This is a genomic window from Mangrovimonas sp. ST2L15, assembly GCF_001280515.1.
Classification (GTDB): Bacteria; Bacteroidota; Bacteroidia; order Flavobacteriales; family Flavobacteriaceae; genus Mangrovimonas; species Mangrovimonas futianensis.
The window spans coordinates 376,211-394,900 of record NZ_LBIQ01000030.1 but is presented as its reverse complement, the minus strand read 5'-3'; the positions used below and the strand labels follow the sequence as shown (position 1 = coordinate 394,900).

The 18,690-nt window shown below is 34.9% G+C and carries 19 protein-coding genes; 13 read left to right on the top strand and 6 right to left on the bottom strand.

All coding sequences use genetic code 11. The features are described from left to right. Positions 1–1,128, top strand: a complete 1,128-nt coding sequence (locus ZA07_RS05660; protein ID WP_053970750.1) for a glycosyltransferase — start codon at positions 1–3, stop codon at positions 1,126–1,128. Between the two features lie 97 nt (positions 1,129–1,225). Further along, on the top strand, positions 1,226–2,581 hold the full coding sequence (locus ZA07_RS05655; RefSeq protein ID WP_255349986.1) for an undecaprenyl-phosphate glucose phosphotransferase: 1,356 nt from the start codon (positions 1,226–1,228) through the stop codon (positions 2,579–2,581). Here the strand turns inward: ZA07_RS05655 and ZA07_RS05650 are convergent. The 3 genes from ZA07_RS05650 to ZA07_RS05640 are packed head-to-tail and all read right to left on the bottom strand — an operon-like array spanning position 2,578 to position 6,111. Beyond that, a complete protein-coding gene (locus ZA07_RS05650; protein ID WP_053970749.1) occupies positions 2,578–3,744 on the bottom strand; it encodes a glycosyltransferase family 4 protein in 1,167 nt (388 codons plus the stop codon). The two genes, ZA07_RS05655 and ZA07_RS05650, sit on opposite strands and share 4 nt — an antisense overlap. A gap of 3 nt (positions 3,745–3,747) precedes the next feature. Further along, positions 3,748–4,839 carry a non-hydrolyzing UDP-N-acetylglucosamine 2-epimerase gene (wecB, locus tag ZA07_RS05645; protein WP_053970748.1) on the bottom strand — a complete coding sequence of 364 codons (1,092 nt, stop codon included), beginning with the start codon at positions 4,837–4,839 and terminating at the stop codon, positions 3,748–3,750. A 3-nt stretch (positions 4,840–4,842) separates the two neighbouring features. Then, positions 4,843–6,111 carry a phenylacetate--CoA ligase family protein gene (locus ZA07_RS05640; RefSeq protein ID WP_231628638.1) on the bottom strand — a complete coding sequence of 423 codons (1,269 nt, stop codon included), beginning with the start codon at positions 6,109–6,111 and terminating at the stop codon, positions 4,843–4,845. Between the two features lie 125 nt (positions 6,112–6,236). Here ZA07_RS05640 and purD point away from each other — a divergent pair, with 125 nt between their 5' ends. After that, entirely contained in the window at positions 6,237–7,508 is a 1,272-nt protein-coding gene (purD, locus tag ZA07_RS05635; RefSeq protein WP_053970746.1) for a phosphoribosylamine--glycine ligase, read from the top strand. On the opposite strand, the gene ZA07_RS05630 is transcribed toward purD, so the two are convergent. Then, a complete protein-coding gene (locus tag ZA07_RS05630; protein WP_053970745.1) occupies positions 7,503–7,730 on the bottom strand; it encodes a hypothetical protein in 228 nt (75 codons plus the stop codon). The two genes, purD and ZA07_RS05630, sit on opposite strands and share 6 nt — an antisense overlap. A gap of 116 nt (positions 7,731–7,846) precedes the next feature. Between ZA07_RS05630 and ZA07_RS05625 the strand changes: the two genes are divergently transcribed. Continuing rightward, positions 7,847–8,773: a DUF6427 family protein gene (locus tag ZA07_RS05625; protein WP_053970744.1), complete on the top strand. Its 927-nt coding sequence runs from the start codon at positions 7,847–7,849 to the stop codon at positions 8,771–8,773. Here the strand turns inward: ZA07_RS05625 and upp are convergent. Next, on the bottom strand, positions 8,762–9,421 hold the full coding sequence (gene upp / locus ZA07_RS05620) for a uracil phosphoribosyltransferase (protein WP_053970743.1): 660 nt from the start codon (positions 9,419–9,421) through the stop codon (positions 8,762–8,764). The two genes, ZA07_RS05625 and upp, sit on opposite strands and share 12 nt — an antisense overlap. Positions 9,422–9,492: 71 nt before the next feature. Between upp and ZA07_RS05615 the strand changes: the two genes are divergently transcribed. Together ZA07_RS05615 and ZA07_RS05610 are read left to right on the top strand one after the other, a co-directional pair. Continuing rightward, complete coding sequence (locus tag ZA07_RS05615; RefSeq protein WP_053970742.1) at positions 9,493–10,104, top strand: DUF4254 domain-containing protein; 612 nt, start codon at positions 9,493–9,495, stop codon at positions 10,102–10,104. Positions 10,105–10,113: 9 nt separating this feature from the next. Then, complete coding sequence (locus tag ZA07_RS05610; protein ID WP_053970741.1) at positions 10,114–11,130, top strand: glycosyltransferase family 9 protein; 1,017 nt, start codon at positions 10,114–10,116, stop codon at positions 11,128–11,130. Positions 11,131–11,153: 23 nt separating this feature from the next. Here ZA07_RS05610 and ZA07_RS05605 read toward each other — a convergent pair whose 3' ends face one another. Continuing rightward, entirely contained in the window at positions 11,154–12,215 is a 1,062-nt protein-coding gene (locus tag ZA07_RS05605) for a ferredoxin--NADP reductase (protein ID WP_053970740.1), read from the bottom strand. A 117-nt stretch (positions 12,216–12,332) separates the two neighbouring features. Here ZA07_RS05605 and ZA07_RS05600 point away from each other — a divergent pair, with 117 nt between their 5' ends. From ZA07_RS05600 to ZA07_RS05575, 7 genes are all read left to right on the top strand, one after another. Further along, entirely contained in the window at positions 12,333–12,734 is a 402-nt protein-coding gene (locus ZA07_RS05600; protein ID WP_053970739.1) for a DUF2059 domain-containing protein, read from the top strand. Positions 12,735–12,749: 15 nt separating this feature from the next. After that, complete coding sequence (locus tag ZA07_RS05595; RefSeq protein ID WP_231628637.1) at positions 12,750–14,234, top strand: DUF5687 family protein; 1,485 nt, start codon at positions 12,750–12,752, stop codon at positions 14,232–14,234. Between the two features lie 12 nt (positions 14,235–14,246). Beyond that, positions 14,247–14,954: an ABC transporter ATP-binding protein gene (locus tag ZA07_RS05590; protein ID WP_053970737.1), complete on the top strand. Its 708-nt coding sequence runs from the start codon at positions 14,247–14,249 to the stop codon at positions 14,952–14,954. A gap of 105 nt (positions 14,955–15,059) precedes the next feature. After that, a complete protein-coding gene (locus ZA07_RS05585; RefSeq protein WP_082316582.1) occupies positions 15,060–17,621 on the top strand; it encodes a hypothetical protein in 2,562 nt (853 codons plus the stop codon). 13 nt (positions 17,622–17,634) lie between these two features. Continuing rightward, positions 17,635–18,060, top strand: coding sequence for a polymer-forming cytoskeletal protein (locus ZA07_RS05580; protein ID WP_053972059.1), 426 nt, complete (start codon positions 17,635–17,637; stop codon positions 18,058–18,060). Next, positions 18,014–18,250, top strand: coding sequence for an AtpZ/AtpI family protein (locus ZA07_RS15870; protein ID WP_231628636.1), 237 nt, complete (start codon positions 18,014–18,016; stop codon positions 18,248–18,250). Before ZA07_RS05580 ends, ZA07_RS15870 begins: the two co-directional genes overlap by 47 nt. Then, positions 18,243–18,632 carry a DUF6168 family protein gene (locus ZA07_RS05575; protein WP_053970736.1) on the top strand — a complete coding sequence of 130 codons (390 nt, stop codon included), beginning with the start codon at positions 18,243–18,245 and terminating at the stop codon, positions 18,630–18,632. Before ZA07_RS15870 ends, ZA07_RS05575 begins: the two co-directional genes overlap by 8 nt. Positions 18,633–18,690: the final 58 nt, after the last annotated feature.

The following is an 18,690-nucleotide window of genomic DNA, read 5'->3' as shown; positions in this document are numbered from 1 at the left end:
ATGAAAAAAGCTTTAGTTCATGATTGGTATTATGTAAATGGAGGTGCAGAGAAGGTCATTCATTCAATGAACAATGTCTATGATGATTTTGAGCATTTTGCTTTAATCGATTTCTTAAATTATGACGATAAAAAATCAATTCTGAAATCAAAACCTGTTAATACGAGTTTTATTCAAAATTTTCCAGGAGCAAAAAGGAACCACAGACGATATTTGCCTTTTTTTCCCATGGCTATAGAGCAATTTGACTTGAGAAATTATGATTTGGTTGTAAGTTCGTCTTCTTCTGTATCAAAGGGGGTGTTAACAAATCATAACCAACTTCATATTTGTTATTGTCATTCGCCTATGAGATATGCTTGGGATTTTTATCATGAGTATCTGTCAAATGCGAATTTAACTTCTGGATTAAAATCTTATTTCGCCAAATATATTTTGCATAAAATTAGAGTTTGGGATGTGATTAACTCGAATAGAGTCGATTTCTTTATTGCAAACTCTCATTATATTGCTAAAAGAATTAAAAAGATATATAATAGAGAGTCAATTGTAATATATCCTCCTGTTGATGTGGAATCTTTTAAAGTTGATAGCAACAAAGAGAATTACTATTTTACAGCTTCCAGATTGGTTTCCTATAAAAGAATGGATTTAATAATTGGAGCGTTTAACCAAATGCCCGAAAAGAAATTGATTATTTCGGGAAATGGTCCTGAAATGAAGCGTTTAAAAAAGATGGCAAAATCCAATATCGAATTTACAGGTTTTTTGAGCCAATCGGACCTTCACAAGTACATGAGCTCTGCAAAAGCCTTTGTTTTTGCTGCTGAAGAAGATTTCGGGATTATTCCAGTTGAAGCTCAAGCTTGTGGAACTCCAATAATTGGATTGGGTAAGGGAGGTATTAATGAGACTGTACTGCATGATAAAACCGGAGTATTGTTTAGAGACCAAGATATTAAAAGTATAAAAGGGGCAATAGATTATTTTGAAACTAAGAAATTCAACCCTGAAGAAATCCGGAAGCATGCTGAGAAATTTTCAAGGAAACGATTTGAAAATGAATTTAAGACCTTTGTCGAAGAGAAATATCAAGAGTTTAAATTAAAGCAAGTTAATTCGATATGATTTTTTAGTTGTTCTATTTTTACATTTTCTTATTTCAGCATAATAAATTTTAATTTTGTTAGTTATGTTTTACATAACTAACAGCCAATAACACTGCGTGAGTACAATTAAACACGGAAGATATTCAATATACATCCGACCTATTTCTTATCTAATAGATCTTTTGTTGATTTCTTTTTTGGCCTCCTTTATGATCGAACCAGAATTTTTTTGGTCGTTCATGATTTACATCAATTTGTCATGGGTCATTCTATCTCTTTTTTCAAATTTTTATGAGGTATATAGGTATACTAGAGAGATTAGTATCTTTTCTTTATTATTAAAACAAATATTTTTATTCACTCTTATCGTTTTTGCCTTTTTTGGGTTTTTCAGTGAGTTGGATTCAAATCATTTGACAATTGCCAGATATATTTTCAATTGTTTTGTTTTAGTTGGATTTTTTAAGTTTACTCTTTATTATTTGCTTCAAAAATATCGATCTGCTTTTGGTGGAAATTTCAGAAATACTATCATCTTAGGGAAAAACAAACAAACACTTGCACTTGAGAAATTTTTCACTCAAAATCCAGAATATGGTTATATCCACAAAAAAACATTTAATGTAAAGGACAAGGAGAGTTTTGATTTGGAATCTTGTTTTAGGTTGATGAACGAAGAGCGAATTGATGAAATTTATTGTTCCATATCCGAATTGTCCAACAATCAAATTTTAAGGGTCATCGATTATGCCGATAACAATCTTAAAATACTGAAGTTTTTACCGGACAATAAGGATATTTATTCCAAAAAACTGCGATATGAGTATTATGATTACATCCCTATTTTATCTTTAAGAAATATCCCAATTGAAGAGCCCGTCAACAAATTTCTTAAACGCGCTTTTGATATTCTTTTTGCTTCTTTTGTGATAGTATTTATCCTCTCTTGGTTAACACCGATTATCGCCATTCTAATTAAATTAGAATCTAGGGGTCCAGTCTTCTTTAAACAGTCTAGAAATGGATTTAACTATACAGAATTTGATTGTTATAAGTTTAGATCTATGACTCCAAATGATGATGCACACCTTTATCAGGCAACTAGAGGTGACAACAGGGTAACAAAAGTTGGTAAATTCATTAGAAAAACAAGCATTGATGAGTTGCCCCAATTTTTCAATGTTCTTTTTGGAGATATGTCAGTAGTGGGCCCAAGACCCCATATGGTGAGCCATACCAACATTTATGCAAAAAAGATTGATAAGTTCATGGTGCGACATTTCGTAAAGCCAGGTATTACTGGGTTAGCTCAAATAAGTGGTTTTAGGGGGGAGGTTGAAACCGACAAAGACATTATAGGTAGAGTTAGATATGATATTTTTTACATCGAAAATTGGTCTGTTCTATTAGACCTCAAGATAATAGTTAAAACCTTTATCAGCGCCGTTAAAGGTGATGAAAAAGCGTATTAGATTATTTTAACCAATTCGTTTAGTTGTCTTTCATAGTCAAAAATAACTTCGGCCTTCGTTTGTATATTGTTTCTTTTATCCAAAGTAAGCACATTGAGACGAATGTTATTTATCGTATCATTTAACAAACTATAATTACCGGGTTCAACAACCCAGCCTAGTGAATTTTTTTCTATAATAGTTTCACCTTCGCCACCTCCAAAATAAAGCATTGGAAGTCCAAGTTTGGCGTATTCAAATATTTTTGAAGGTACAGACCCATAAATTCTGTTGAGTAATGGAATGATAGTCAAATCATAATCCAAAAGTTCTTTATGTAATTTTTCTCTGGACAAGGATCCATGGAAAAAGATAGGTAAATGATTGTTTGCTTCAATGAAGGATTTAATTGAATCTTCTTCGGCACCAGAGCCATAAATATGAAATTCAATTTTGGAGTAATCTAGGTTGTTGCACAATTTTAAAATGCCTTGTGCTATTCCGAGAAGGCCAGCATAAACTAATTTGATTTTTCTTTCTTCATCTGTAAGAGCTTCGGGTAAATAAGGTGATTTAAAATTTGGATAATTCCTATATAGGAACAGTTCTTTTTCTGGGTATATCTTTTTGATGTGACATAAAATTTCTTCGCTTTGCCCTAAGATTAAATGGGCCTTTTGGTAGTTATGTTTTTCGATTCTTTCTAGGATGCGGTAATTGAGATTTTTTTTAAAAGCACCAAGTTCTAATCCGGCTAAAGGCCATAAATCACTTACGTTTAAGATTAATTTTCTTTTTTTACTTTTTAAAAAGAACATACTTGTAAAGGCCACCAATAAGGGTGGTGATTGGACAATGACCGTTTTCGGGATTTTATTCCAAATAGCAAACCAAATCAAACTCAAGCTAAAGGAAAGCATCGATAAAAGTCGTAAGAGCTTATTTTTGGAATTGCTAGCAAAAATCCAAAGCCGACATACATTTATTCCATTATTATCCTCTAGACGCCTTAATTTGCCTTTATATTCAGCGAATATTTTTCCGGTTGGATAATTGGGTAGTGGACAAATAACAGTCGTTTCAAATCCTTTGGATTTAAGACCTTCTGCAAGCTGAAAAATCCTGTTGGAAGCCGCACCTGTTTCTGGAGGAAAATAGTTTGTTATAATGCAAATTTCCTTCACGTTTTACAGATGTATTTGAATTATTTGATTAACAATTCGTTCTGCAGCTTTTCCGTCCCATAACTCTGGAATGGAACCTTCCTTCCATTTATTGAAAAGCAAATCGTCTAATGCTAAATCCAATTTGGAAAGATCATGGCCGACTAAAATGTTGGTTCCTAATTCACAAGTTTCAGGTCTTTCTGTGTTTTCACGAAGAGTGATGCAAGGAACATTCATTACGGTGGTCTCTTCGGTGATGCCCCCCGAGTCGGTCAACACGCCTTTCGAATGTTTTACGAGATAATTAAATTCCAAATACCCTAATGGGGCTACTAAATGCAGTTTTTCAAAATCTAGATTAAGGTTTTTTAGCATTTTTTCAGTTCTGGGATGAACGGGAAAAATAATGGGGGTTTGATCACTTTTTTTAACGATCGTTGTAATTAATTTCTCTAGTTGATGTTCTTCATCCACATTGCTTGGTCGATGCATGGTCATCACCAAATAATGCTTATCCTTTAAATCAAGCGAATGCCATATTTCGGGTTTTGAAAATCTTTTTTCATTTTTAAGTAAGGTATCAATCATTACATTTCCAACAAAATAAATTGCTTGGTCAGGAACTCCAGATGCTTTTAGGTTTTGGTTAGCATAGGTTGAAGTAGTAAAAAAATAATCAGTTAAACTGTCAGTGACAATTCTGTTGATTTCTTCAGGCATAGTCATATCTCCAGACCTTATTCCGGCTTCGATATGAGCTACTTTAACTCCTTCTTTTTTTGCAACAATTGTACATGCCATGGTAGATGTAACATCGCCTACTACTAATACCAAATCTGAAGGATTCCTTTTAAGCTCATTTTCAAATCCAATCATAATGGCAGCTGTTTGCTGAGCTTGTGTTCCGCTTTTAACCTCTAGATTGATATCAGGATATGGAATGTTTAATTCCTCAAAAAAAGTATCACTCAGGTTTTTATCATAATGTTGGCCCGTGTGTACCAGTCTATATTGAAGGTTGAATCCCTCTTTTTGTTTCTCTTCTATAGCGGCAATTATTGGAGCTATTTTCATAAAGTTGGGCCGGGCACCAGCAACTATTGTGATATTCATATGTTATTTTACTAGCGAGGTAAACTGTTTGAGTTTACCTGATTTTGTTCGTTTAATTTTTTCCTTTCGCTCAAATTGAATACTCAAACCTTTTTCAAGATAGGTTTCCAATTGAAATACGATATTTTGTTTGGTCTCTTGGCTCAAATCTTTGGTGCTTTCATATTTGATTTTGAAAGTGTTGGGACTTATTTGGTCAACTACAAATTCCTTCACATTCCCATCGTTTTCAATGACAGCTTTTGTAACATAATAGAAGGTTAGTCCAGCGGCTTTTTTTCCACTAGGCAAAACCACCATATCATTGGTTCGTCCAATTAGCTTTTTCAAAATAGGCTTTTTACAGGAACTCTCTCCAGATAAAATGCCTAAATCTCCAATTTCATACCTAATGAAGGGATGCGCTTTATTGTAAAGAGACGTAATAACTATTTTGCCTTCTTCGTTTGGTTTAGCTGGTTTGTTTTCATCATTTAAAACCTCTACAAATAAGGTTTCGCTGTTCAAAAGCCATTCATCGTTGGGATTTTGAAATGCAATTAAATCAAGTTCAGAGGCGCCATATTCATTAATTACAGGGATGCCAAAGGAAGCTTCCATTATCAGTTTGTCTTCCTCAAACAGCATTTCTGAAGTTACCATACAAGCTTTAAGACTTGGACAAATTGAATTAAGAATAAGGCCTTCTTTGCTTAGGAATTTAGCAAATTGTAAAATTGAAGAGGTATAACCGTTGATGTAATCAAATGGAGTTTCTCTAAATCTCTCAAGGCATAATCTCAGAGCGTTATCGCTTAAATCAAAAACAGAAAATCGATACCTATTACTCAACCAATCTTTAAATCGTTCTTTGTAATACCCTTTTTGGTCCAAAGGGATGCCATAAAACCTAGCCTGTTTTGACACATTAAAATCCAATCCATACCAACCAAATCGATTTTGAATGACTGCCCAAGTCATAGCATGACAAAATTTATCCTTTGCAAAAATAAAGGGATCGCCAGAAGAACCCGACGTCTTATTTACATACACATTTTTTGCGGTAAACCCTTTGGAAAGCCTTTTTTCTAGAGGCTGTTGCAAATCTCTCTTTGTTAAAACTGGAAGGCTTTCCCAACGATTGGGATCCACATTTTGAGATAGTTGTTTGTAAAAGGGGTTGTGTTCTAAATGGTAGGTAACTATGTCCTTTTTCCGCTTTTGAAGATATGATTCGAAAGCTTCATCCTCCAACTTTTGGATTTGGTCTAATTTGATCTTGGCTTTTCGCAATGGAAAGCCATTTAATTTCAAAGAAAGATCAAATAAATTCAAGAGGATGAAAGGATTTATGTTTTTGTAAAATAATTATTTTTTAAGCCCAAAAGCAATTATTTTTGCAGCAAACATCAAATATCATGACTATTTTAATTCTTGGTTCTGGAGGTAGAGAACATACCTTTGCTTGGAAAATCGCTCAAAGTCCAAAATGCGAAAAACTATTTGTTGCACCTGGAAATTCAGGTACGGCAAACATAGCAGAAAATGTGAATATTGGAGTGACCGATTTCCCAGCTATTAAAGAATTGGTTTTAAGAGAGCAAATTGATATGGTGGTTGTTGGGCCAGAAGATCCTTTGGTTCAGGGGGTTCATGATTTCTTTTTGAATGATGAAGTCTTGAAAAACATTCCTGTTATTGGCCCGGTAAAAGCTTCTGCAGAACTTGAAGGCAGTAAAGAGTTTGCAAAAGAGTTTATGATACGTCATGAGATTCCAACTGCAGCCTATGAAAGTTTCAATGCCAGTAATGTAGAAGAAGGTTTCAAATTTTTAGAAACCTTAAATCCTCCGTATGTTCTTAAAGCAGATGGACTGGCAGCCGGAAAAGGGGTTTTGATATTAAACGATTTAGATGAAGCCAAAGCGGAATTGAAAAACATGTTGGTTGACGCCAAATTTGGTGATGCCAGTTCCAAAGTGGTTATCGAAGAATTCCTGGATGGTATCGAATTAAGTTGTTTTGTACTTACCGATGGGAAAAATTACAAGATTTTGCCTACAGCAAAAGACTATAAACGCATAGGTGAGGGTGATACAGGATTGAATACAGGAGGAATGGGTGCTGTTTCTCCAGTACCATTTGCAACAGAAGCGTTTTTGAATAAAATTGAGGGTCAAATTGTTAAGCCTACCGTAGAGGGACTACAAAAAGACAACCTTCCTTACCAAGGGTTTATATTTATTGGATTGATTAAGGTAGGGGAAGACCCAAAGGTTATCGAATATAACGTGAGAATGGGGGATCCAGAAACGGAGGTTGTTTTGCCAAGACTGAAAAATGATTTGGTTGATGTGTTGGTTGCTATGGCTAATGGTACTTTAGATGCTATTGAAATTGAAATTGATGAGCGTGCTGCAACAACAGTAATGACCGTATCAGGAGGTTATCCAGAAGCTTATGAAAAAGGTAAAGAAATAACAGGACTGAATGAAATTGAAGGTTCCATACCTTTTCATGCCGGAGCAGTTTTAAAAGATGGTAAAGTAGTTACTTCTGGCGGACGTGTACTAGCTATGACTAGCTATGGAAATACTTACGAAGAGGCACTAAAAAAATCTTATCAAAATATAGAAAAACTAAATTTTGATAAGATGTATTATCGTAAGGATATCGGATTTGATTTATAGGTAAGAATGGGAAGAAATTGATTTATCTTCCTCATTGTTATCATTGTATTTTTTAAGTTGTAGCATCCAGTATGTGAAAGCAACTGCTCCAACAATCATGAAAATCCAATTTAGAGTGTTTGCAGCAGCCCAACTTTCAAGCTCTAATGCTCTAAGAGCATCTAATGGAGCAAACAAAACATTTACAAATAAATCCTGTATCGCGTAAAAGAAATCTTTCATAGTTTTATATTTACCTGACAAAAGTACATTTTTTTCAAATTAATTTAAAAGGATTGTTTTTTAATTATTCCTTGGCTAAGGATAGTCAATAGTTGTTTTGGAAAACCCTGAGATTTATGATTGCCAATTTTTTTAGTAAATCAAAGCCTATACACCTAGTTATCATTAGTTTGGTGCTACTTGTGGCATTTGTCATCTCTAAACTTTTTTTAACAAATATTCCTTTTGGTTTTTTGGAGTTTTTTAAACAAGCCGGCATATTTGGTGTTGTTTTGGTGACCGTTTTTGTTTTTGACTTTGTAACTAGCAAGAACAAACTAACCAAAAAAAATAGTTTCAGGGTGTTGTTTTTCACCCTCTTTATGACCATGATTCCACAAACTTTTTTGGATACCAATTTGATTTTTGCCAACTTGTTTGTGATGTTTGCCCTACGTAGAATAGTGAGTTTAAGAACTCAAAAGGAGGTTAAGAAAAAGCTCTTTGACGCGGCTCTATGGATAAGCGTTGCCACCTTGTTTTATTTCTGGTCTGGGTTGTTTTTCATTCTTATTTTTGCTGCTTTATTCCTCTTTAGAATCGTAAATATTAAAGATTGGTTTATTCCTATCTTAGGCATGTTAACAATAGCTATGATTGCGGTAGGATTTATGATTATTTTCCAAATGAATTTGTCTGAATACCTGTGGAGCATGCCATATCAAATAAGTTTAGATTTTTCAACCTTAAACAAACCACAGATTATTACCTCTGCTACCATAATTATAGCCTATTTTATTTGGTCGCTTTTTTATTATGTGAGGAATATAAAATCTAAATCCAAGAGTTATAAACCCTCATTTATTTTGATTTTGATTGCTACGATTATTTCTATATTAATCCTTATTATTTCTCCAAATAAAACAGGTGCTGAATTCATTTTTTTATTTGTGCCTTTATCCATAATTCTTACTAATTATTTTGAAATCATTAATGAAAAATGGTTTCAGGAAGTATTGGTTTGGATTCTGGTATTGACTCCGGTGGTGGGGTTAATTTTGTAGTTTTTGTCCAAAGGCTAAATCACCCGCATCTCCCAAACCAGGAACTATATAGCTATTATCATTTAATTTTTGATCAACGGTAGCGATCCAGAGGTGAACATCTTGATTAAAATGTTCTGAGACGAAATTCAAACCTTCATTGGCTCCTATAACACTTACCAAATGAATGCTTTTGGGAGTTCCAAAGGGTTTTAAAGCTTCAAATGTGGCTACCATGCTCTGTCCTGTGGCCAGCATAGGATCAGCCAAAATAAGTGTTTTACCATCTAAATCTGGGCAAGCTAAATATTCTACCATGATATCAAAGGATTTAGGATCGTCTTTATGATGTCTGTAAGCAGAAATAAAAGCATTTTCGGCTTTGTCAAAATAGTTTAAAAGGCCTTGGTGCAAAGGGATTCCGGCTCTCAAAATGGAACAAAGTACAATGGCTTCATCGGGCAATGAAATTGTTGAAGTTCCTAAAGGTGTGCTTACCTCTTGATTAGAATAGGTTAGTGTTTTACTTAATTCATAACCTAGAATTTCTCCCACACGCTCAATATTCCTTCTGAATCTCATGGCATCTTTCTGGATGGAAACATCTCGTAATTCAGAAATAAATTTATTCAGAAGTGAGTTGGTTTTTGAAAGATCGTGAATTTGCATATCAAAGGCGTGTTGTTGATTGTAGTAAAGTTAATAATAAGAAGTATATTTGTATCTATAATTTAGAAGTTATGATTTCAGATAAAGCTAACAAAATATTCCAAGAAGCTATTCAAACCTATAAGGTTAAAAACACTGTAGATCAACCATTTGAAAATAAGTATGATAAAGAATCAGATTTATTGGGTCACCTTTTATACAGGAAATGTTGGATTGATACGGTTCAATGGGCTTACGAGGATATCATTAGGGATCCCAATATTGACCCGGTAGCAGCTTTGACGCTAAAGCGTAAAATAGATGCTTCCAATCAAGATAGAACGGATACGGTTGAGTTTATTGATAGTTATTTTCTAGATAAGTACAAAGATGTACAAGTAAAATCGGATGCCAAGATTAATTCTGAAAGTCCCGCATGGGCAATTGACAGACTCTCCATTTTGGCATTGAAAATATATCACATGGCTGTTGAAGCCAACAGGGAAGATGCTTCTGAGGCCCATAGGGAAGCCTGTCAAAATAAATTAAATGTGCTTTTGGAACAACGCACAGATTTATCAACTGCCATTGATGATTTATTGAATGATATTTCTAATGGTGACAAGTACATGAAAGTTTATAAACAAATGAAAATGTACAACGATGATGAATTAAATCCAGTTTTAAGAGCAGCCAATAAATAGTCCTTTTATATGGGTAAACCCAAGCATATTCTGGTAATTCGTTTATCTGCTATGGGTGATGTAGCTATTTCTGTGCCAGTAATCAGAGAGTTGGTAAATGAAAACCCCAACCTGAGATTAACCGTCTTAACTCGAGGATTTTTTAGTCCCTTATTTGAAGGAATCCCCAATCTTACGGTTTTTGAAGCTGATTTAAAGGGCAACCATAAAGGAATGTGGGGCTTGTTTAAACTTTCTAGAGAACTTAGGAAACATCAAATTGATGCCGTTGCCGACCTTCATAACGTACTAAGATCTAAAATTTTAAGATTTTTCTTAATGGATTTTAAGTCGGCTGCCATTGATAAAGGACGGGCAGAAAAGAAAGCTTTGGTTGCGGGAAAGCTTTTTTCCCAATTAAAAACTTCTGCTCAGAGATATGGCGATGTTTTTGAAACCTTGGGCTATCCTTTGAATTTGTCAAAACCTCAATTTCCTAAAAGAAAAACTTTAAACGACAACGTACTTTCTATACTTGGAAAGGATCATTTGAAGTGGGTAGGAATTGCGCCGTTTGCTGCTCATAAAGGCAAAATGTATCCTTTGGATTTAATGGAAAAAGTAATTTCCAAATTAGCTGAAAAACACAAAGTGCTTTTGTTTGGTGGCGGAGAGGATGAAATTAAGCAATTAAAGAAGTTAGAAAACCCTCATAGTAACATTATAAATTTAGCAGGGGAGCTTCAGTTTCAAGAGGAACTGGATGTGATTTCCAATTTGGACGTCATGATTTCCATGGATTCTGGAAATGGTCATTTGGCAGCGATGAAAGGTGTTAAAGTCATTACAGTTTGGGGAGTAACGCATCCATATGCAGGATTTACACCTTTTAATCAACCTTCAGATTATTCCCTAGTACCTAATAGAAAAATGTTCCCGCAAATTCCAACATCGATTTACGGGAACAAATATCCAAAAGATTATCAAGAGGCTGCACGAACAATCTCGCCAGAAACAATAGTCAACAAAGTGAATGCTATTATCTAGCTCTCAATAATACCCTTTTAAATTTAGATATCGTCATAGTCAACGACTACTTTGGAAGTAGTGGGATGAGCTTGACAGGTTAAAATTAAACCTTCCGCAATCTCGCTATCCGTAAGAACATTGTTTTGTCTCATGGTAGCCTCTCCTTCTTTCAATCTAGCAACACAACTACTGCAAATACCTCCTTGGCAAGAATATGGTGCATCTACATCATGGTCTAAGGCCGCTTCCAAAATGGATTGTTTAGGAGACATTTCAAATGAAATTTCCTCATCATCAACAGTTACCGTTACGTGAGTGTTACCAGTTCCAGAGGCAATATCTGAATCTACATTCACTTCATCAGAATTGGCTGCTTTAAACAATTCGTAATGAATGCGATCTTCATCAGCGCCATTTTCAATCAAGACATCTTTTACGGTAAAGATCATGCCTTCAGGTCCACATAAATAGTAAGCATCTACATCGATGTGCTTATACTTGTTTTTCATGACCAAATTGACAGTGCTTTTCTCAATGCGTCCAAAAATGGCATCATCTTCTGGAGATTGACTAAAAACCAATTGAATGGCTAATCGCTCACTAAATTGGTGTTGTAAATCAAGCAATTCATCCATAAACATGGTGTCATCTGTCGATTTATTACCATAAACCAAAACCATTTTACTGTGAACTTCTTCCTCTAAAGCACATTTAATAATACTCATGATAGGAGTGATTCCACTTCCTGCAGCAAATGCTGCAATATTTTTGGTGATTTTATCATTAGGCGTAAATATAAAGCGTCCTCTTGGAGGAGCTACTTCAATTACATCCCCTACTTTTAAGGCGTTGTTGGCAAATGCTGAAAAGGTACCATCTTCTACTTCTTTAATGGCAACCATTAATTCACCACTTTTGGGTGAAGAGCATAAAGAATAATCTCTTCTTACTTCATCACCGTCTACTTGAGCCTTAAGTGTAATGTATTGGCCTGCTTGAAAGGTAAATACAGATTTTAAATCTTGAGGTATTTGAAAACTTACGGCTACTGATTTAGAAGTAACGCGTTGAATATCTTTTATGGATAGTTTGTGAAATTCCATGGAATAAATTTTCCACAAAAATAGGGAACATTCTGCTCAATTAAGACTGTGATTGTAACAAAATTGGTAATATTGTTACTCATTACTTGAATCCTATTAATCAATTGATATTTAATTATGAAAAACCTATTTTTTGTATTGGCGCTTGTATTCTCTATTTCACTTCAAGCTCAAGAAGACGCCTCTTTAAAATCACAAACCATTCAATTAATAAAAGCAACGGGGGCAACCCAAATGTTTGAGGATGTGATTACCCAAATTGGAAATATGGTGCCAGAGGACAAAAAGCCTGATTATTTAAAGGAAGCCAAAGGGACTTTAGACCAATTGTACACAGATTTGGCTCAAGTTTACATGAATGAATTTTCAGAAGAAGAAATAGTAGAATTAAATAAATTTTACCAAACAGAATTGGGTAAAAAACTATCAGCTAGCCAGTCTAAATTATCTCAAAAAGGGATGGTCATTGGTCAAAGCTGGGGAATGAAACTTCAGCAGATTGCTCAAAAATATATGTAGAACCAACTCTTTCAAATGATGAAAATTTCTCATTTTTTAAATCTTGAATGGAAGCAGTTTTTTAGGTCGTCCCACTGGCAAAAAAGTGTGGCACTTAATATCCTTTTGATATTATTGGCTTTATATTTTATGGCTTCCTTTTTGGTGATGGGTGTTGCTTTATATCCTATTCTTAAAGAGCAGTTTCCAGATCAGAACCCGCTCATTATTGTAAATGGCGTGTTATTTTATTGGTGGTTGGCTGAGCTTATGATAAGGTTCTTTTTTCAGAAATTGCCAGTAATGAGTGTCAAGCCATTATTGACATTGCCCGTCAAAAGAAGTAAGGTTGTCAATTATGTTTTAGGAAAATCGACACTTTCTTTTATTAATTTCTTGCCATTATTTGCCGTCATTCCATTTGGCGTCATGTTAATTATTAATGATTACCCATTGGTGTCGGTATTGGTTTGGATTTTGGCCATGATCATCATGACCTTAATAATGAACTTTTTGAATTTCATTATTGAAAGTTTTTCGTCAGACAGTGAGCTGGCCTTTTTGCCAATTATTGTCTTGGTTGGAGGCCTTTTTGCACTGAATTATTTTGATATTGTTTCACTGTCAAAATTCACGGGGAATGCCATTACAGCGGTATATAATCAACCCATTTATCTGATAGTTTTGATTTTGATTTTGGTAGGGGTTTATCTCTTTAATTTCAAGATTTTAAAACAAAAATTGTATTTGGATAGCTCGTTAAAGTCCAAGGTAGCTGAGGTAAATGTGGCTGATTTAGGTTGGACCAAAAGGTTTGGTGATTTAGCACCATTCATGCAACTGGATTTAAAGCTGATTTGGAGAAACAAGAGATCTAAATCCTCAGCTTTTTTAATGATAATTGGATTACTATATGGTTTGGCATTTTATCCCAATCCCACCTATCAAGAAATGCCTTGGATTTTTGGATTTGTAGGGATTTTTGTGACGGGTATTTTTATGATCAGTTTTGGCCAATTCATTCCAGCTTGGGATAGTGCCTACTACAAATTGCTGATGAGCCAAAATATCAAGTATGAGCAGTACTTAAAATCTAAGTTTACCCTTATGGCCATGAGTGTGATTATTCTTTTTGTGTTGAGTATCCCTTATGTATATTTTGGATGGAAAATTTTATTGGCTCATTTTGCGGCAGCCCTATATAATATTGGGATTAATACCCACGTGGTATTGTTTGGAGGGGCGTTTAACAGGAAGAAAATAGACCTTAGCCAAAGAGCCGCATTTAATTACCAAGGAACAGGTGCCGTACAGTGGCTTATCGGAATTCCTTTAATGCTATTACCACTGGCTATTTTTGGTGGTGTTTACGCCATTTCCAATTTTGAGACGGGTTGTGCCGTGTTGGCCATATTGGGAATTATAGGAATCTTGTTCCATCAAAAATTAATGCGATTTATAACGGAAAAATATTTGGAGTCAAAATATAAAATGATCAGTGCCTTTGGTCAGGACAGTTAATACCTCAAAATTATGATACAGACATCAAACCTTTCAAAAACATATAATAAGAAGACCGTTCTAAAAATAGAGGAGCTGGATATTCCCAAAGGACAAAGTTTTGGTCTGGTTGGGAACAATGGGGCGGGTAAAACCACCTATTTCAGTTTGTTGTTGGATTTAATTAATCCTTCCACAGGCTTTATTAAGAACAATGAGATTCAAGTGAATTTGAGTGAAGATTGGAAGCCTTTTACTTCGGCCTTTATTGATGAGAGTTTCTTAATCGGTTATTTGACTCCAGAGGAGTATTTCTATTTTATTGGGGAGTTAAGAGGAAGAAACAAAGCAGATGTAGATGCGCTTTTGGCCCAGTTTGAAGATTTTTTTCATGGAGAAATCTTAGGGCAGAAGAAATATTTAAGGGATTTAAGTAAAGGAAATCAAAAAAAGGCGGGAATTGTTGCAGCCTTGATTGGAGATCCAGAAGTGATTATTCTAGATGAGCCTTTTGCCAATTTGGATCCAACTACACAAATTCGACTCAAAAACATCATCAAGGAATTAGCTGAAAAAAGAGGTGTTACCGTATTGATTTCCAGTCATGATCTTTTACATGTTACTGATGTTTGTGAGCGTATTGTAGTACTTGAAAAAGGAGAAATAGTTAAGGATTTGGTAACCAGTGATGCTACTTTAAAAGAATTGGAAGCCCATTTTTCAGGAACTGAAAGCGCTTAATTAATATTCAATTTATAAGATAATTCAAAAAGATGCTTATTTTTACGGCTACACATAATATGTGTGGCCGTTTTTAGTTATTTAATAACCAAGTATAACCAACATTTGAAGACTTCTTTTGTAAAAATAGGTATCTGGCTTTTTTCCATTGCAATATTGTTCTCTGCCTGCTCCAGAAAGAAAAACAGTTTTGTAAGTAGAAATTATCATGCCGTAACTGCAGAATACAATGCGTTATATAATGGTTATTTGGCGTTGGAAGAAGGAAAGAAAACCCTTAATACGGCCTACCAGGATGATTATTGGCAAATATTGCCTGTAGAAAGAATGCAGGTTTTTGAAGATGTGATTCTTCCTGGTCAAAGCAAAAATGAAAACTTCAACAGGGCCGAAGACAAGGCCATTATTGCCATTCAAAAACACAGTATGAGTATTTCTGGAAAGGAATACAATCCGCAAATGGATGAGGCTTATTTATTGTTGGGTCAATCCCGTTATTTTGACCAACGATTTGTTCCAGCTTTACAGGCCTTTAATTACATATTGTATAGATATCCAGCTAGTGATAAAATCAATCAGGCGAAAATTTGGAGAGAGAAGACAAATATTCGTTTAGACAATGATGAGTTGGCCATTGAGAATTTGAAAAAGTTGTTGGAAGAAGATATTCAAGGTCAAGATTTGGCAGATGCTACTTCCATGTTGGCACAAGCCTATATCAATACCAAATCCTTGGACAGTGCTGTTACACAACTTGAAACTGCAAGCAATAGCACCAAAGATGATGACGAACGAGGGCGATACAGATTTATTCAAGGACAATTATATAATGAGTTGGGGTATAAAGACAGTGCCAACATTGCCTTTGATCAAGTTATTGAACTGAATAGAAGAACTCCAAGAATTTACTATATAAGTGCTCATTTGGAAAAGGCCAAGAATTTTGATTATGATAAAGGAGATAAATTGGCGTTTCTTGAGTTATTGACAAAGCTTGAAGAGAATCGTGAAAACCGTCCCTATTTAGATCGTATCTATCACCAAAAGGGAGAGTTCTTTTTGACAGAAGGAATGGATTCCTTAGCCTTGGTATATTACAACAAGTCTTTAAGAACGCCTACCCGAGATAAAAAACTAAGAGCCAGAAATTATGTAATCTTAGGAGATTATTATTTTGATGAAGCAGAGTATAAGACTGCTGGTTTATATTACGACAGCACCATGTTGAACATGGAAAAAAATAAGAAGCCTTATCGAATTATCAAGAGAAAAAGGGATAACCTAGAAGATGTCATACTCTATGAGGATATTGCTGAATCAAATGACAGTATTTTAGGCTTGGTGGCTATGAATGACACCGAGCGATTGGAATATTTTACGCAATATACTGAAAATTTAAAGGTGAAAGCTGAAGAAGAAAAGGAACGTCAAGAAGCGGCAGAAAGAATGGCCAATCAAGGATTGGTTACTGTGAATGATAATTTGGTAAGTAAAACCAATAGAGGTCCAAATCCACAAAGTGCCTCAAGTTTTTATTTCTACAATCAAAATACCATTTCATTTGGGAAAAATGAATTCAGACAGGTTTGGGGAGATAGGGCTCCTGAGGACAACTGGAGGTGGTCTTCCAATCAATTAAGAACGTCAAATACCGAAGAGTTAGAAGAGGAAGTTGCCACAATTGATGAAACTGAAATGTTTGACCCTAATTATTACATTGGGCAAATTCCAGTGGAACAAACGGCTATAGATAGCATTGCCAAAGAACGCAATTTTGCTTATTACCAATTGGGTATTATTTATAAGGAGAAGTTCAAAGAATATCGACTTTCTGAAAATCGCTTGGAAGCTTTGTTGGAAAGTGATCCAGAGGAAAAACTCATTCTTCCTTCCAAGTACAATTTATATCGTGTGTATCTAGAGTTGGAAGAAACAGCCAAAGCTGAAAGAATAAAACAGGAGATTATCTCAGAATACCCAGATTCAAGATATGCGGCGATACTGATAAATCCAGAGTCGGCAACCCAAAAGGATGAAAACAGTCCAGAAAGTATTTATGAAAGGTTGTACCAAGAGTTGCAAGATCAAAACTATGCAGAAGTTCTTGGCAAGTCATCTGAAATGATCACCCAACTGGAAGGCGATCCTATGGCGCCGAAGTTTGAAATATTAAAAGCCACAGCAGAAGGACGTTTATATGGATTTGAAAAATACTCTAAGGGTATTAATGAGGTGGCAGTAAATTATTCAAACACACCAGAAGGCATTGAAGCGCAACGCATGGTAACTGAAGTATTGCCTAAATTGGCTGTGAAGGATTTCGCTGAAAATGCTAATGAAACCAATTTTAAAATCGTGTATTATTTCAACAATGCCGATTCAGAAACCTTGGAAGCATTTAAAAAGAAATTAGACAAGGAGGTAGAACAGGTTAATGTATTTGAACTGTCCACTTCCATTGACATTTATAACCCCAATACTACCTTTGTAGTAGTTCATGGTTTGAAGAGTAGAGAAGGTGCTAAAGGATTTGCCCTAGCGCTTGAGGAAAGGAAGAAAGACAAGATTGTCCATCAGTTTTTCCCAGTTTCGTCTTCAAACTATAAAATCATCCAAATTCATAAGAACATGGATGATTATTTGAATTATTTAGAAACTAATAACTAAAAGTAAGATGGCTATGTTTTCAGAAAACAAAAAGGAAAAGCAATCTTTTGATTCATCATCGAATCAAAACATTGTCGCGAAAGGAACCAAAATTATTGGTGATTTAACCAGCGAGGGAGATATTAGAATTGACGGTATCGTTGAAGGAAATATCAAAACCCCAGGGAAAGTTGTGGTAGGAAAATCAGGATTGATTAAAGGAACCTTAAATGGTACCGATGCACATTTTGAAGGAAAGTTTTCCGGAAAATTAAATTTATCAGGAACCTTGAATCTTAAATCTTCAGCCCATGTTGAGGGTGAAGTGGTATTAGGGAAACTATCTGTAGAACCAGGAGCAACCTTCAATGTAAATTGCGCCATGAAAGGAGCCGTAAAGGAATTTAACCAAGGTGGACAACCAAAAGAAAGAAAACAAGAACAAGGGCAATCAGCTTAAGAATCTGGCTGCCATGTCTGGGGTTGCCATTCAAATGGGAATCACCATTTATTTGTTTGTGCTGTTGGGTAAATGGCTGGATGGCAAATTTACCGATGGTGGCAAGTTATTTCTTATTGTCTGTACTTTATTGGGAGTAGGTATTTCCCTTTATGTGGTATTGAAACAAATTAATAAATTGAATGAATAAAAAGAGATTATTCATATACCTTTTAATAATAGCAATCACCTCGTTGATTGCTTTTTTTATCCATACAGTCGTTTTAAAACAAATGGAGCTGCCACCTTATGAGCATAAAATTGTTTTGGCTTATATCGTGAATACCTGTTTGGCCATGGGGATTCTGTTCTGTTTGTATTTTTTCAAAGAAAAATTCAGAGATCAGTTGGGATTTTTATTTATGCTTGGAAGCTTTTTGAAGTTTATCTTTTTTTTCATTCTCTTTTACCCAGCCTATCATGCCGACAATGAAGTATCGACTCTGGAGTTCACTTCATTTTTTGTTCCCTATGCAACTTCCTTGATTACAGAAACTTTTGGAGGCGTAAGGCTCTTAAACAGTTTAGATTAGTCCCAATTTAAGGGGTGAAAGAAGCATTCCAAAATAATGTAAAATTTTCTTTTTTGAT